Source organism: Desulfonatronum parangueonense (assembly GCF_054656975.1).
Genome location: NZ_BAAHXH010000003.1, coordinates 446,300 through 461,262 on the forward strand (window position 1 = coordinate 446,300; position 14,963 = coordinate 461,262).

General features: G+C 57.2%; 16 protein-coding genes and 1 tRNA gene. 9 read left to right on the top strand and 8 right to left on the bottom strand.

The window, feature by feature from the left end; translation table 11 throughout:
* Positions 1-126: 126 nt before the first annotated feature.
* Positions 127-312, top strand: a complete 186-nt coding sequence (locus ACYQ15_RS02485; RefSeq protein WP_459935944.1) for a hypothetical protein — start codon at positions 127-129, stop codon at positions 310-312.
* On the opposite strand, the gene ACYQ15_RS02490 is transcribed toward ACYQ15_RS02485, so the two are convergent.
* The 6 genes from ACYQ15_RS02490 to ACYQ15_RS02515 all read right to left on the bottom strand — a co-directional run bounded on the left by ACYQ15_RS02490 (position 309) and on the right by ACYQ15_RS02515 (position 4,205).
* Positions 309-524, bottom strand: coding sequence for a cold-shock protein (locus ACYQ15_RS02490; protein ID WP_459935945.1), 216 nt, complete (start codon positions 522-524; stop codon positions 309-311). The two genes, ACYQ15_RS02485 and ACYQ15_RS02490, sit on opposite strands and share 4 nt — an antisense overlap.
* An 87-nt stretch (positions 525-611) precedes the next feature.
* Positions 612-1,550: an adenosylcobinamide-phosphate synthase CbiB gene (gene cbiB / locus ACYQ15_RS02495; RefSeq protein WP_459935946.1), complete on the bottom strand. Its 939-nt coding sequence runs from the start codon at positions 1,548-1,550 to the stop codon at positions 612-614.
* 33 nt (positions 1,551-1,583) lie between these two features.
* A complete protein-coding gene (locus tag ACYQ15_RS02500) occupies positions 1,584-1,889 on the bottom strand; it encodes a hypothetical protein (protein WP_459935947.1) in 306 nt (101 codons plus the stop codon).
* 44 nt (positions 1,890-1,933) lie between these two features.
* Positions 1,934-3,619 carry an energy-dependent translational throttle protein EttA gene (ettA, locus tag ACYQ15_RS02505; protein WP_459935948.1) on the bottom strand — a complete coding sequence of 562 codons (1,686 nt, stop codon included), beginning with the start codon at positions 3,617-3,619 and terminating at the stop codon, positions 1,934-1,936.
* Positions 3,620-3,715: 96 nt separating this feature from the next.
* The gene (locus ACYQ15_RS02510) at positions 3,716-3,910 is read right to left on the bottom strand and encodes a hypothetical protein (RefSeq protein WP_459935949.1); all 195 of its coding nucleotides are present in this window, start codon (positions 3,908-3,910) and stop codon (positions 3,716-3,718) included.
* 22 nt (positions 3,911-3,932) lie between these two features.
* Positions 3,933-4,205: an HU family DNA-binding protein gene (locus ACYQ15_RS02515; RefSeq protein WP_092120581.1), complete on the bottom strand. Its 273-nt coding sequence runs from the start codon at positions 4,203-4,205 to the stop codon at positions 3,933-3,935.
* A 287-nt stretch (positions 4,206-4,492) separates the two neighbouring features.
* Here ACYQ15_RS02515 and ACYQ15_RS02520 point away from each other — a divergent pair, with 287 nt between their 5' ends.
* Positions 4,493-4,993: a hypothetical protein gene (locus tag ACYQ15_RS02520; RefSeq protein ID WP_459935950.1), complete on the top strand. Its 501-nt coding sequence runs from the start codon at positions 4,493-4,495 to the stop codon at positions 4,991-4,993.
* Positions 4,994-5,354: 361 nt separating this feature from the next.
* On the opposite strand, the gene ACYQ15_RS02525 is transcribed toward ACYQ15_RS02520, so the two are convergent.
* The gene (locus tag ACYQ15_RS02525; protein WP_459935951.1) at positions 5,355-6,254 is read right to left on the bottom strand and encodes an LOG family protein; all 900 of its coding nucleotides are present in this window, start codon (positions 6,252-6,254) and stop codon (positions 5,355-5,357) included.
* A gap of 148 nt (positions 6,255-6,402) precedes the next feature.
* Between ACYQ15_RS02525 and ACYQ15_RS02530 the strand changes: the two genes are divergently transcribed.
* The 5 genes from ACYQ15_RS02530 to argH all read left to right on the top strand — a co-directional run bounded on the left by ACYQ15_RS02530 (position 6,403) and on the right by argH (position 11,752).
* Entirely contained in the window at positions 6,403-6,624 is a 222-nt protein-coding gene (locus ACYQ15_RS02530) for a hypothetical protein (protein WP_459935952.1), read from the top strand.
* Positions 6,625-6,636: 12 nt separating this feature from the next.
* Complete coding sequence (locus ACYQ15_RS02535) at positions 6,637-7,836, top strand: aminopeptidase (protein ID WP_459935953.1); 1,200 nt, start codon at positions 6,637-6,639, stop codon at positions 7,834-7,836.
* Between the two features lie 255 nt (positions 7,837-8,091).
* Positions 8,092-9,003: an ornithine carbamoyltransferase gene (gene argF, locus ACYQ15_RS02540; protein WP_459935954.1), complete on the top strand. Its 912-nt coding sequence runs from the start codon at positions 8,092-8,094 to the stop codon at positions 9,001-9,003.
* 134 nt (positions 9,004-9,137) lie between these two features.
* Entirely contained in the window at positions 9,138-10,331 is a 1,194-nt protein-coding gene (locus tag ACYQ15_RS02545; protein ID WP_459935955.1) for an argininosuccinate synthase, read from the top strand.
* Positions 10,331-11,752 carry an argininosuccinate lyase gene (argH, locus tag ACYQ15_RS02550; RefSeq protein ID WP_459935956.1) on the top strand — a complete coding sequence of 474 codons (1,422 nt, stop codon included), beginning with the start codon at positions 10,331-10,333 and terminating at the stop codon, positions 11,750-11,752. The genes ACYQ15_RS02545 and argH overlap by 1 nt, the downstream gene beginning before the upstream one ends.
* 2 nt (positions 11,753-11,754) lie before the next feature.
* On the opposite strand, the gene ACYQ15_RS02555 is transcribed toward argH, so the two are convergent.
* Positions 11,755-11,848: transfer RNA gene (locus ACYQ15_RS02555), tRNA-Sec, on the bottom strand.
* Positions 11,849-12,082: 234 nt separating this feature from the next.
* Between ACYQ15_RS02555 and ftsH the strand changes: the two genes are divergently transcribed.
* Both ftsH and folP read left to right on the top strand, forming a co-directional pair.
* Positions 12,083-14,062 carry an ATP-dependent zinc metalloprotease FtsH gene (gene ftsH / locus ACYQ15_RS02560; RefSeq protein ID WP_459935957.1) on the top strand — a complete coding sequence of 660 codons (1,980 nt, stop codon included), beginning with the start codon at positions 12,083-12,085 and terminating at the stop codon, positions 14,060-14,062.
* Between the two features lie 30 nt (positions 14,063-14,092).
* Positions 14,093-14,962, top strand: coding sequence for a dihydropteroate synthase (gene folP, locus ACYQ15_RS02565; protein WP_459935958.1), 870 nt, complete (start codon positions 14,093-14,095; stop codon positions 14,960-14,962).
* Position 14,963: the final 1 nt, after the last annotated feature.

Sequence of the window (14,963 nt, forward strand, 5' to 3'; positions counted from 1 at the left end):
GCGGAAGCGAAGTCATTGGGCTCTCCAACGTCTTGCGATAGCGATAGCGATACCGACCCCGATTCCGTTACCCGAAGGAAGAGCACAAAACCTTTGCCGGGCAGTTGCTTGGATGAGCGGAATGGATTGTTTGAAAAGAATGATCAGCATGGTCCGTTTGAAGAGCAAGGGCAGGATCCGAGTATTTCCGGCGAACCGACGCTGAACAGCAAAGGAGGCGGAGTGGATGACGATTTTGGGATTTTTGAGGATAAAACCAAAAAGGCCGCTGAGAAGCGGCCTTCGTTCAGTATATTGGTGCTGCTGATTTAATCAAGTTCCTGAACTTGCGAGGCCTGCAGGCCCTTGTCCCCGTCGACGATCTCAAACGAAACCCTGGCACCCTCCCTGAGAGTTTTGAAGCCGTTACCTTCAATGGCCGAAAAGTGAACAAAGACATCCTTGCCGTCTTCCTGACCATCAGGGGTGATGAATCCATAACCTTTCTGCTTGCTGAACCACTTGACGATACCTTGCAAACTCATAAAAAAAAGCCTCCTTGAGAAATACAAACAGCAGAACGGCGCGATGCACGCTCTTTTGACGGCCGATACTCCCGTTTTTCTGATGGGTCAAGAAAAAAATTGCCGGATGGGAAAAATGATGGACAGGGCAAGAAAGCTGAATCCCAGCCCGGAAATGATGGTGAGCCGAAACAGGTCGGCCAGTTTCTCGTCAGTCCAGGGATTCCGGGAGGGGCCAAGCCATGGCTTGGCCTTGAGGCTTCCAAAGTACCGGGTCGGTCCGCCCATGCCGGACTGAAAAATCAAGGCAGCGGCGGCCATGGGCCACCCGGCGTTGGGGCTTTCAGTGCGTGCGGCGACCCTTCCGACTTCGGACCAGGAAGAACCGGCGTAACCAAGCAGACGGGCGGAAAACAGGAGCGACAGGGCGGTCATTCTGGCCGGGAGGAAAGCCAGGACGTCGTCGGTCCGGGCCGCGGCCCAGCCCAGTTCCCGCCACTGCGGCGTCTTGTAGCCCCACATGGAGTCCATGGTGCTGACGGTCTTGTAGGCCCAGAGTCCGGCGGGACCAAGGCAGATCAGATAGAAGAACGGGGCGACGAAGGCGTCGTTAAGGTTCTCGCTGACGGTTTCGGCCAGAGCGCGGCGCAGTCCGTCCTCGTCCAGTTCCGATACGTCGCGGCTGACCAGGCCGGCCATGGCCGCACGGGCCAGCGGGATGTCCTTGTTGCGCAGAAATATCGCGACCCGGCGGCATTCCTGAAGCAGACCGCCCAGGGCCAGTCCCGCGTAACTGAGATACAGGGCCAAAAACCAACCCAGAATGGGCAGGGAGACAAGCAGGTGGACAAGGATTCCGGCGGCCAGCGCCATGATCAGGGTGCAGAGCGCGCCGGCAAATTTCAAGGAAATACCCGAGCCGCGGGCCAGGGATTCCATGCGCTGCAGCACCCGGCCCGCAAGCCTCACAGGGTGAGGCCAATGGGGCGGATCCTTGAGCCAAAGGTCCAGGGCCAGAGCGATGACGGGAATGGTGAGCCAGAGCATGGGGTAAGGTCACCAGATCACGGCATGATGATGTCAGGATTCGGAACGGGGATTTTCAAAGAGGCTGAGCTGGACTTGTTTCGCAACTCCCCGGGTTGTCTCGGGGGATCCATTTGCTGATGCATCAGCGGTCTGTTTGGCCACGGCCCGTTTACGGCGCGGAAAGGGGTTCTTTCCAGTCCGGAAGGGGTGCAGGACACATGATTCGTCCGTGCAGAGGCGGACTTCCTTGGGGCTTCCGCCGCAGCATTCCAGACACTTGGCGCGAATGGCCTTCAGGGGATTGCGGAGCTTTCGTTTTTTGGCCATGTCGAGGATGGAGAAAACGTGTTTCGGCAACAGGCGTTCCAGGCATCAGCCTGTTGCCGATAACCCAAAACTCGTCATCCGCGGGTGAATTTGCGGTAGATGATGCGTTTTGGGATGTCTGAATCCTTGCCCAGTCGTTTGCGGCGATCTTCCTCGTATTCCGTGAAGTTGCCGTCGAAAAAAGTGACCTGGCTGTCTCCTTCAAAGGCCATGATGTGGGTGGCGATTCGGTCCAGAAACCAGCGATCGTGGCTGATGACCAGAACGCTGCCGGCAAAGTTCAGCAGGGCGTCCTCAAGAGCGCGCATGGTGTTCACGTCCAGATCGTTGGTGGGCTCGTCCAGGAGCAGGACATTGGCTCCGTCTTTGAGCAGGCGGGCGAGATGCACCCGATTGCGCTCGCCGCCGGAAAGCAGTCCCACCTTTTTTTGTTGATCCGAACCGGTAATGTTGAACCGGCCCAGATAAGCCCTGGCGTTGACCTCGCGATTGCCCAGGCGGATCATGTCATGACCGTCGCTGATCACTTCGAAGACGGTTTTGTCCGCTTCCAGGTCGTCCCGCTTCTGGTCCACATAGGCCAGCTTTACGGTTTCGCCCAGGACGATCTGCCCGGAATCCGGCTGTTCCTGCCCGGTGATCATCCGGAACAGGGTGGTCTTGCCTGCCCCGTTGGGACCGATGATGCCCACGATGGCTCCCGGTGGGATCACAAAGTTGGCATCCGCAAGGAGCATCCGGTCTGCGTAAGCCTTGCTCAGATCGACCGCCTCAATCACTTTCCTGCCCAGCCGGGGGCCCGGCGGGATGAATATTTCCAGCTCCCTGGACTGTTTTTCCGATTCCTGCGCCAACAATTGCTCATATGCTCCGATCCGAGCCTTGCTCTTGGCGTGCCGGGCTCTGGGCGACATCCGGATCCATTCCAGCTCGCGCTGCAATGTTTTTTGCCGGTCGCTCTCGGATTTTTCTTCCCGGCGCAGCCGTTCCTTTTTCTGTTCCAGCCAGGAAGAGTAGTTGCCTTTCCAGGGGATGCCCTTGCCCCGGTCCAGCTCAAGGATCCATCCAGCCACATTGTCCAGAAAGTAGCGGTCGTGGGTGACGGCGATGATGGTTCCCGGATACTGGTGCAGGTGGTGCTCCAGCCAGGCCACGGATTCAGCGTCCAGGTGGTTGGTGGGCTCGTCCAGAAGCAGGATGTCCGGTTGCTGCAGGAGCAGGCGGCACAGGGCCACCCGGCGCCGTTCGCCTCCGGAAACAAGATTCACGGGCATATCCGAAGGAGGACATCGCAGGGCGTCCATGGCCATTTCCAGCCGACTCTCCAGCTCCCAGGCGTTCAAGGCGTCCAGCTTGTCCTGGACCGAAGCCTGCCGGGCGAGCAGGGCGTCCATGGCGTCGTCGCTCATGGGTTCGGCAAACTGGGCATTGATGTCTTCGAATTCCTGAAGCAGAGCAACGGATTCGGCCGCGCCTTCCTCCACGACTTCCCGTACCGTCCGGGTTTCATTGGCCAGAGGCTCCTGTTCAAGGTAGCCAACGGCATAGCCGGGAGCGAGAACGGTCTGGCCCTGAAAGTCCTGGTCCACACCGGCGAGGATTTTGAGCAGCGTGCTTTTGCCGGAACCGTTCATTCCCAGGACGCCGATCTTGGCGCCGTAAAAATAGGATAAGGAAATATCCTTGAGAATCGGTTTCTTGTCGTAAAACTTGCTGACTCTGTTCATGGAGTAGATGATTTTCTTGTCGTCGGTGCTCATGGCTGATCCAATGATGTTGGAAGGGTGGAAGATGAGAAAAAAATACCGGACATCCTCCATGAGGGTGCCCGGTTGAAGGAAAAAAAGGAGATTGATCTAATGATTGCCGTGTTCGCCGTGACTGTCGGATGAGCTCAACGTGTCCTTGATGGATTTCAGGACAACATATCCGACGCCGGAACCAATGATGATCAACGCCAAATAGAATGCGCCCATGAATATGGCATGGTCGGGCATCCACCAGGGAATGTCCTGAGGCAGAAAGCTTTGAATGGTTTCTCCGGGTAGCATAAATTACTCCAAGTGCAAGAGGTTAGTTAATGGAGTCCTTGAGCAGTTTTCCGGGGCGGAATTTGACAACCTTGCTGGCCGGGATCTTGATTTCATCGCCGGTTCGAGGGTTGCGACCGGTACGTTCCTTGCGTTCCTGAACCTCGAAGGTGCCGAAACCCGTCAAAGTCAGTTTTCCATCAGCAGCCAAAATCTCCTCCACGGAATCGATGAAGGCATTGATGGCGTTTTCCGCACTTGCTTTCGTCATTCCGGCCTTGTTTGCAACCTTTCCTACCAAATCCGCCTTTGTCATAACGCTCTCTCCTTTTGCATATTGAAACAGTGATTAAAAACCCACTTGAAAGCCCAAGGCCCACGCTTCACAAAACGGGCTCTAGCCCAAAGCATTTTTCATTGCAAGGAATCAGGGGAAAAAATGGCTAAATTCCCCGTCGGTGGCTGCATCTTTTGCTTTGCCTTATAAAATACTATGGTGAATGTCCATGCTTTTGCCGAATCATCAAGCTTTTCGTGGGCTGCGACCTTGTCGTCAGGATGACAAGGTCGCAGCCACAGCATTTCAACCGGGAGGGTATCGACATGCCCCGCAGATCACCAGTGGATGCAAAGAAATACCAACAACTCAGCCCCTCATGCTTTTCCGCGTGGGGTTTTTTGGGAAACGACACCCGGGAACTGGAAGACATCATTGCCGATGACCACCAGACCCTGCAACGTCTCGGAATAACCATGGACCTCCTGGTCGAGGCGCTTCGATCTGTTTACCATGCCGCTTTACAGGCTGAAGGCGAGTGGGCGGACATCGCGCCGGGGGTCCAGGCCGAGTTTCTGGCATGCCGGGGCAGAACGCCTTCCCCGTTTCCAGGCGAAGGGACGTTCCCCAAGCACCAGGTGCGGGTGACTCGGGAAAAGGACGCCCAGTCTTTCATCATAACTCCCTTGTCCATCCATCTTGTCGAAAAACATGGCTTTTTTCAGGGAATCGGCTCTCCTTTTCGGGTCGATCCCGGCCTGGCCGCGGACATGCTGGGCTTGATCGCGAAAAAAGGTGATGCATATCAGCAAGAAGCCACGGCTTGAATGGCATTTTCGAGGGGCATCGGTTGCCGTATCTATTCAGCACGTTCGAGAAAAAACGGACTGGATACCGGCCTTGCCGGTATGACTTATCCGGAAACAGCATTGGAAACAAAGTCATTCCCGCCAAGGCGGGAATCCAGGTCATGCTTGCTGCAAGTTTTGTATCTATTCAGTAAAATCCGCGAAAAAGATCTGGATACCGGCGTTCGCCGGTATGACTGATGATGTAGACACGGCTTGCTTCGATAAGTCATTCCGGCGAAAGCCGGAATCCAGTGCAGTTGGATGACCATCCCCAGGATGAGCTGAATAGTTACCAAGTTTTTTAATCTTTCCGCTTTGAGCTGAGTTGAGTAGTTACTCAGTTCCCTTTTGTTTCCAGATTGTCAAAACGGGCAATGCACTCCCAGGCCTGTTCGGCTGTTTCCACGTATTCAAAAAGATGCAAATCCTGCGCCGAGATGGTTCCTTCCTCAACAAGCGCGTCGAAACTGATTACTTTTTTCCAAAAATTGGAACCAAAAAGCAATACAGGCATGGGGGTGATCTTCTTTGTCTGGATCAGGGTCAGGGCATCGAATAATTCGTCCAGCGTGCCGAAACCACCAGGAAAGACCACCAGGGCCCTGGCCCGGATCAGGAAATGCATTTTGCGGATCGCGAAATAATGGAACTGAAAGCAAAGGTCTGGCGGAATGTACAGGTTGGGGGCCTGCTCGTGGGGCAGGACAATGTTCAGGCCGATACTTTTGGCGCCGATCTCTGTTGCACCCCTGTTGGCAGCTTCCATGATTCCTGGGCCGCCGCCGGTGATGACCACATGCGTCTTTTTTCCGTCATGCTGGCAGTTTTCAGAGATGATTCGGGAAAGTTTTCGCGCTTCTTCATAATAATGACTGTTTTCCAGAGTGCGCTCCGCCACTTTCAGCGCAGCCTGCGCGGACGGATCATCAGGCAGGAGTTCGGCCTGCTCCCGGGCCACCTGATGCAGGGCGGTGGCGCTTTCCGCGTCCAGCAACCGTGCGCTGCCAAAGATGACAACCGTTGATTCGATGCGGTTTTGTTGCATCAACATTTCCGGCTTGAGCAATTCCAACTGCAGGCGTACCGGGCGCAGCTCATCCTGCAGGATGAAGTCATGGTCCAGAAACGCCAGACGGTATGCAGCGGATTCGGTTTGAGGTGTTGAAGGGTGCTGGACAGCTGACTCAGCATCTTCTTGAGCTGAGGGAAAAAGAGTCGCCTTCTCCTTGCCGGTCATGGATGTCATCCTCCTGGAAAATGATTGAAACTTGGAAATCTTATTCCCAGCCATGTCAAACGGTTCAGCCGATGGAGACCGACTGAATTCACGTCTGAGAGGCAGTAGCGACAAAATCACAACAAGGCAAATCAGCTGACGTTTTGTCATGGTCACGAACATTCCCGCAGTGGTTGCCAAATCCGACTCGACTGCCTATCTGTTCGGGCTCTGGGCTCTGGGCTCTGGGCTCTGGGCTCTGGGCTCTGGGCTCTGGGCTCTGGGCTCTGGGCTCTGGGCTCTGGGCTCTGGGCTCCGGGCTCCGGGCTCCGGGCTCCGGTTGCCTCATTCCGACACCTTACTCCTGACTCTTGTGACCATCGACTTCTGAAGGAGACCTTCCATGTTCACTGAAAAACATTTGGACGCCTATGCCCAGGTCATGTTGTGGGCTCTGGAAACGGCCAGAGGGCGCAAACTCAAAGCAGGGAATATCGTCCTGCTCCAGTCCGATCCCGCTGCCGTCGCCCTTTCCGAAAAGATCTACGCCCTGTTGCTGGATCGATCCCTCCAGCCTGTCGTCCGTTGGAATCCCAGCGTGCGCATGGAACATGATTTCTATGCCCGGGGCGAGGACAGACATCTGACCTTCCATCCACCGGGCACGAAAGAACTGCTCGGCGCCTTGCATGGGGCCATCCATTTGCGGGCCCCGGAGTCTTTGACTCATCTGCGGGATGTGCGTCCGGAGCGGATCAGCATGGCCACTCTGGCGCGGAAACCGTTGCGAGACATTCTGGATGTCCGGGAACAAAAGAAACTGTTCGGTTGGACCCTGGCCATGCTGCCCACCGAGCAGCTGGCCCTGGCCGCGGGCATGGATGTGGACGCCTATGCGCAACAGATCGTGAACGCCTGCTATCTGGACAGCGACGATGCCGTGGGCAGCTGGCGGGAAGTTTTCGACTCGGTCAATCGCATCAAGCGCTGGCTCAACTCCCTGAAGCCGAAAACTCTGCGCGTGGAGTCGGCCGGCATGGATCTGGAAGTTTCCGTGGGTGAGCAGCGCAGGTGGGTCGGACTTTCAGGACACAACATACCCAGCTTCGAGATTTTCTTGTCCCCGGACTGGCGGGGAGTACGCGGAGTCTACTTTGCTGATCAGCTCTCCTACCGCAACGGCAATATCGTGGAAGGCGTTCGCCTGGAGTTCAAGGACGGCAGGGCTGTTGACGCTCAGGCCGTGCAGGGCGAGAAATTTCTTCGGTCCCAGATCGCCATGGATGAAGGCGCCGCCAGGGTCGGTGAATTCTCATTGACGGACAAGCGTTTTTCCAGGATCAATGCCTTCATGGCCAACACCTTGTTCGATGAAAATTTCGGAGGACCCTTCGGCAACTGCCATCTGGCCCTGGGATCATCGTATGTCGAATCCTTTTCCGGCAAGGTGTCCGACCTGGACAAGCGACGAAAACGCAACCTGGGCTTCAACGAGTCCGCATTGCACTGGGACCTGGTCAACACCCGCGAGAAGACCGTCACGGCACGGCTCGGCTCCGGTAAGACCCAGGTGATTTATGAAAACGGGGAGTTTCGGTATTAGTTTTGAAACAGTGATACTCGGCCTTGGAACGGGAAGCAGTTGGCTTGGCGCAAACTTGTGGCAAGCATGACCTGGATTCTCGCCGTCGCGTGGATGACTTCGCTCAAAAGCTTTTTCTTTACACATCCCATATTGTAAGGCTATGTTCATTATTTTTTATTTCCGCAAGGCTTGCTCCTGGCAGAAGTTGGATCGCTGATACTCGCCATGGAGTCTATCCATCTTGAATCGCCGAGTGGGGCGAGTGAGGGCATTATGGCTCGACATTTTTTACAGATTACCGATTTGAAGCGTTCCGAGGCCTGGAACATGTTGACCAGGGCCAAGGAGATCAAGGCCAGCAACTGGCGCTCGACCCTGCTCAACGGGAAGACCGTGATTCTGTTGTTCGAAAAGGCTTCGACCCGGACCAGGATCTCTTTTGAAGTGGCCATTCGCTCCCTTGGTGGAAATGTCCTGTTCATGACCAACAAGGAATCGCAGCTGGGGCGAAATGAACCCTTGCGGGATACGGCCCGGGTTCTTTCCCGCTATGTTCAAGGCGTCGTGGTTCGGACCTTTGCTCAGGAATCCCTGGAGGAACTGGCCTCCGTCGGGTCCATTCCGATCATTAACGCCCTGACCGACTTGCATCATCCCTGCCAGGTGATGAGCGACATGCTGACGGTTTTCGAGAACACCCCCGACTTGCCGAGTCTGAAGATTGCCTGGGTCGGCGATGGCAACAACATGGCCAATTCCTGGTTGCATGCGGCCATGTATTTTCCGTTTGCCCTGCATTTGGCCGTACCTGAAGGTTATGAGCCTGATCCCGCGATATTGCAGCATGCCAAGGAAAACGGAGCCAACATTGTCTTGACCCATGATCCGAAGGAGGCCGTGAGCGAAGCCCACTATGTGAATACGGACGTCTGGGCCTCCATGGGCCAGGAAGATGCGGCGAACGAGCGCCGGGAAATTTTCGCGCCCTTTCAGGTCAACTCCAGGTTGCTGGCCCTGGCCCATCCGGAATGCAAGGTCCTGCACTGCCTGCCGGCCAAGCGCGGCGAGGAAATCACGGACAACGTCCTGGAGGGCGAATCTTCCCTGGTTTGGGATCAGGCCGAAAACCGGCTGCACATGCAAAAGGCTCTCCTGGAGTGGGTCTATGACGAGCATCACGGGTAACCGTGATCGGACGGTTGTCCGGTTGCACTCCAGGTCGCTCTCGTTCCTGGGGTGTCGCCATTAATCGACGCCTTGAATTGCGCATGATCCCGAGTTGTTCTTCCTTCCCCTTCTCCAACCCCATTTGAAAAATCATGGAACAAACAATCAAGAAAGTTGTTTTGGCCTATTCCGGCGGTCTGGATACTTCCGTCATTCTGAAGTGGATCAAGCAGACCTATTCCTGCGACGTGATCGCATTCACCGCGGACCTGGGACAGGGCGAAGATCTCTCCGGCGTTGAACGCCGGGCCCTGGACACAGGAGCCGTGAAGGCGTTTGTCGAGGATCTGCGCGAGGAATTCGCGCGGGATTTTATTTTTCCGATGATGCGGGCCAATGCCGTCTATGAAGGCCGCTACCTGCTGGGAACGTCCATTGCCCGTCCGCTGATCGCCAAGCGCCTGGTGGAGATCGCCAGGGCCGAAGGCGCCCAGGCCATTGCCCACGGAGCCACGGGAAAGGGCAATGATCAGGTGCGGTTCGAACTGACCGCCGCGGCCCTGGACAAGACCATCCGAACCATTGCCCCATGGCGGGAATGGGATTTGTGCTCGCGCACGGACTGCGTTGAATACGCCAGACAGCACGACATCCCCGTCACCGTGACCAAGGACAAGCCCTACTCCTGCGACGGCAATCTGCTGCATCTTTCCTTTGAGGGCGGTGAGCTGGAAGATCCCTGGGCCGAGCCCGGGCCGCACACCTACGTGATGTGCGTTCCTCCGGAACAGGCCCCGGACCGGCCGGAAGTCGTGACGCTTGATTTTGAGTCCGGCAATCCGGTTGCGCTGGACGGCGAACCTCTCTCACCGGCGGAAATCATGGCCCGGCTGAACACCCTGGGCGGTCGGCACGGCATCGGGCGGGTGGACATGGTGGAAAGTCGTTTTGTGGGCATGAAGGCCCGCGGAGTCTATGAAACTCCCGGCGGGACGATTCTGCAGGCAGCCCATCGCGATCTGGAAGGCCTGACCATGGACCGGGAAACCATGCGTCTGCGCGATCAAATGATGCCCCAGTACGCGGCCATGGTCTACAACGGATTCTGGTTTGCTCCGGAACGTGAAGCCCTGCAGGTCTTCATCGACAAGACCCAGGAACGGGTTCGGGGCAGCGTGCGATTGAAGCTGTACAAGGGGTCCGTGACGATTCTTGGCCGCAAATCCCCTGTTTCGCTTTACAATCCCGAGCTGGCAACCTTCGAGAAGGACATGGTCTATGATCAGGCCGACGCCGCGGGATTTATCCGCCTCAACGCCTTGCGACTCAAGGCCTGGAATCAGTGATGGTCACGCAAACAGGCAGCGCGCATAAGCTTTGGTCCGGACGCTTTGAGAAGTCCACGGATCGGCTGGTGGAGGAATATACGGCATCGGTGCATGTGGATCGCCGTCTGGCCGTCCAGGATATCCGCGGCTCCATGGCGCATGTCAGAATGCTCGGGAAGCAGGGCGTTTTGTCTCCCGACGATGTGGATGCCATTGTTTCCGGGCTGGATCAGATCCTGACGGAGGTGAATTCCGGCGTCTTTGTCTGGCGGGACGAGCTGGAAGACGTGCACATGAACATCGAGTCCCGGCTGACGGAACTGATCGGCAATGCCGGCAAGAAGCTGCATACGGGGCGAAGCCGCAATGATCAGGTCGCGCTGGATTTCCGCCTCTCCGTGGACGAAGCCCTGAAACGCTGGCAGGACGGGATGGAAGAACTGGTGACCGTGCTGGTGCGGCGGGCCGAGGAGCATCGCCGGACTCTGCTGCCCGGGTGCACCCATCTGCAGCCGGCCCAGCCCGTGAGTCTTGCTCAGCACCTGCTGGCCTATGCCTGGATGTTTCGCCGCGACCATGCCCGGGCGGGTGATGCCTTGAAACGAGTCCAGGTCAGCCCCCTGGGAGCCGCGGCCCTGGCCGGGACCACTTATCCTCTCGACCCGGCCATGGTGGCCCGGGAAGTCGGCTTTCCGGAAGTTTTCGCAAACAGCATGGACGCCGTCTCGGACCGTGATTTTGTACTGGAATCCGTCTTTGTCGCGGCCGTGACCATGGGGCATCTTTCCCGGCTGTGCGAGGAACTGATTCTCTGGGCCAATCCGGCATTCGGGTTCGTACGGTTGCCGGACGCCTTTGCCACCGGATCGAGCATCATGCCTCAAAAAAAGAATCCGGACGTGGCTGAGCTGATGCGGGGCAAGACCGGGCGGGTCTACGGGGCGCTGATGTCCTTGATGACCCTGGTCAAAGGACTTCCGCTGACGTACAATCGGGATTTGCAGGAAGACAAGGAACCGTTTTTCGACGCCGACAAGACCGTGGAAACATCTTTGCGGCTGATGGCGGCCATGATGGCCGAGATGGAATTCGTGCCTGAACGGATGCTGGCGCTTTTGCGCAACGGCTATCTGAATGCCACGGAACTTGCGGACTACCTGGTGGGAAAAAAACTGCCTTTCCGGGATGCCCATCATGTTGTCGGGCGAGCCGTGGCGTTTGCCGAAGACCAGGGCCGACCTCTGGAGGAGCTGACACTGCAGGAGTTGCAGTCCTTTTCCCCGTTGATTCAGGAAGATGTTTATTCCGTGCTGGATTACCATCAGGCCGTGGCTCGGCGAAGCGGGCGGGGCGGAACCGGAGAGGCTTCGGTCCAAAATCAAATTGCCGAATTGAAGGCTTGGTTGACAGCGACTGCAGGGAAGAACGGCGGGCTGTGATTTGGCGGAAGCGTATAGGAGTCGAACCTACCGACGACCTCTCGACCGTCCACTGGATTTGAAGTCCAGGCGCCACACCGGTGACGAAACGCTTCCCCTTGCAAAAAGTGCTTTGTATAGATTTCAACGTAGAACCGCAAGGGGGAGGGCGGTGGAGCCTCCGGAAGTCTTGCGTCTTGATCGACCTTGCGAGTCGTTTCGCAAACCGGCACTCAAAATGGCGTCGAACAATCGCATCCGTGAGATCTTTTCGGTACCTCCTTCGATCCCCTTCTTGCTCATCAGATACTTGTTTCACGATAATCCAATCCTTTTTCGGAGGAATCTTCATTGAATAATTTTTCCAAGAACCTGCTGCTCTGGGCTACCATTTCCGTCGTGATGGTGGTCCTGTTCAACATGTTTAGCCAACCGCCGGCGCAGGAACAACAATTGAGTTACAGTGAGATGTTGGCACGCGTCCGAGCCGGCGAAGTTACCGAAGTCGTCGTGCAGGGTCAGAGAATCCAGGGCGTGCTGCTCAACGAGCAGCGCTTTGTCTCGTACCATCCCAACGATCCCAATCTCGTGCCCATGCTCCTGGAGAACAATGTCCGGGTGGTCGCCGAGCCCGAAGACCGGTCGCCCTGGTACTTTACCGTGCTGGTTTCCTGGTTCCCGATGCTGCTGCTGATTGGCGTCTGGATTTTTTTCATGCGCCAGATGCAGTCCGGCGGCGGCCGGGCCATGTCCTTCGGCCGATCCCGGGCCAAGATGCTCAGCGAGGAATCCACCAAGGTCACCTTTGAAGACGTGGCCGGGGTGGACGAAGCCAAGGACGAATTGATGGAAGTGGTGGAATTCTTGCGGGAACCCAAGAAATTCACCCGTCTTGGCGGGAGAATTCCCAAGGGCGTCTTGCTGGTCGGCTCACCCGGAACGGGGAAAACGCTGCTTGCCCGGGCCGTGGCCGGAGAGGCCGGAGTGCCGTTTTTTTCCATTTCCGGTTCGGATTTCGTGGAAATGTTTGTCGGCGTGGGCGCCGCCAGGGTGCGCGACCTGTTCACCCAGGGCAAAAAAAACGCGCCCTGTCTGATCTTTATCGACGAAATTGACGCCGTCGGCCGACAGCGCGGAGCCGGACTGGGCGGAGGTCATGATGAACGCGAGCAGACCCTGAACCAGATGCTGGTGGAAATGGACGGTTTCGAATCCAACGAAGGCGTCATCCTGATCGCCGCCACCAACCGTCCGGACGTCCTGGACCCGGCCCTGCTGCGTCCCGGCCGTTTTGACCGACAGGTCGTGGTCCCGGCCCCGGATCTGCGGGGAAGAGTGCGCATCCTGCAGGTTCATGCCAAGCGAACGCCCCTTGCCAAGGGGGTCGATCTTGAATCCCTGGCCAAGGGCACTCCGGGCATGTCCGGAGCCGATCTGGAAAACCTGGTCAACGAAGCGGCCTTGTTTGCCGCCCGGCAAAACAAGGACCAGGTGGAAATGCAGGATTTCGAGGAGGCCAAGGACAAGCTTCTGATGGGCAAGGAACGGCGGAGCATGATCCTCAGCGACGACGAGAAGAAGACCACGGCCTATCATGAAGCCGGTCATGCCCTCGTGGCACGGCTGCTGCCCGGTACGGACCCGATTCACAAGGTGTCCATCATTCCCCGGGGCATGGCCCTGGGCGTGACCATGCAGCTGCCGGACGACGAACGTCACAATTACAGCCGTACTTACCTGGAAAAGACGTTGGCCGTGCTTCTTGCAGGTCGGGTGGCCGAACAGATCATTTTTGATCAGCTGACCACGGGAGCCGGAAATGACATCGACCGGGCAACGAAAATGGCCCGGAAAATGGTCTGCCAGTGGGGGATGAGCGATGTGCTGGGGCCGTTGTCGCTGGGAGAAAACAGCGACCATGTTTTTCTGGGGCGCGAAATTTCATCCCACAAGGACTATAGTGAAGAAACGGCGCAGAAGATCGATGCCGAGATCAAAGGCTTCATCAGCAGGGCTCTCGCCACGGGTCGGAAATTGCTGGAACAGAACATCGAAATCCTGCATGCCATGGCCGATGCCCTTCTGGAGCGTGAAACCATCTCCGGAGACGACATCGCCCGTCTGATGCAGGGCGAACCCCTGCCGCCCGTCAACTTGGTGGCCAAGAAGCCGACGCGGACCGACTCGCCCACGAAGTCCGAGAACGTCGATCAGGAAGCCGACAAGGAGGAAGGCGGAAACAAGCCGTCTGATGATGCCGCTTCGTCAAAGGGCGATGATGCGGAAGACGAATTTTCGCTGGAAGAGCCCGAGAAACCACAGCGTTCCTAGACTGATCGCATTTTGCCGAACGGATTGCCAGTGAATTCTGCCCCTGCATGGCGCATCAAGAACAATAGACTCTTGAACATGGATCACCCCCTGATCATGGGGGTGATCAACTGCACTCCGGACTCGTTCTATGACGGCGGCCAGCATCTCCTTCCGGGCAATGCCGTACGCCACGGCCGTATGCTCGCCTCCCAGGGAGCCAAAATTCTGGACGTCGGCGGCGAATCCACCCGGCCCGGATCCCTGCCCGTGGCTCGGGAAGAAGAACGGGAACGCGTCCTGCCCGTGATCGAGGGATTGAGCACGGCTTTGGAGCTAAGCCATCCCGAGGTTGTTCTTTCGGTGGACACCACCAAGGCTGAAGTGGCCGCCGCGGCGCTGGCCGCCGGCGCGGCCGTGGTCAATGACATTTCCGCCTGCCGGTTCGATCCGGAATTGCTGGATGTTCTTTGCCAATATCAGCCGGGTTACGTGCTGATGCACGCTTTGGGAACACCGGCAACCATGCAGTCCAATCCATCTTATGAAAATGTTCTGGAAGAAGTCCGCCGGTTTTTCGAGCAGCGGATGAACGTCCTGGTGCAAGCCGGATTGCCCGAGGACTCCATTATCCTGGATCCGGGGATCGGGTTCGGCAAGCTGCTGGAACATAACCTGCGGCTGCTGCGTGATATTGGCGACTTGCTGCAGCTGGGCAGGCCGCTTCTGGTGGGCATTTCCAACAAGTCGTTCTGGAAGAGCCTGCTGGGGCTGGAACTGGAGGAGCGCGAAACCGTCAACCAGGTGGCCACTGCGTTGTTGACCGCCAAAGGGGTGCGGGTGCATCGGGTTCACGACGTCGAGGCGACACGACGAACATTGCGGGTATGCGAGGCGTTGAGCGGAGGCGGGTCGTGCTAGA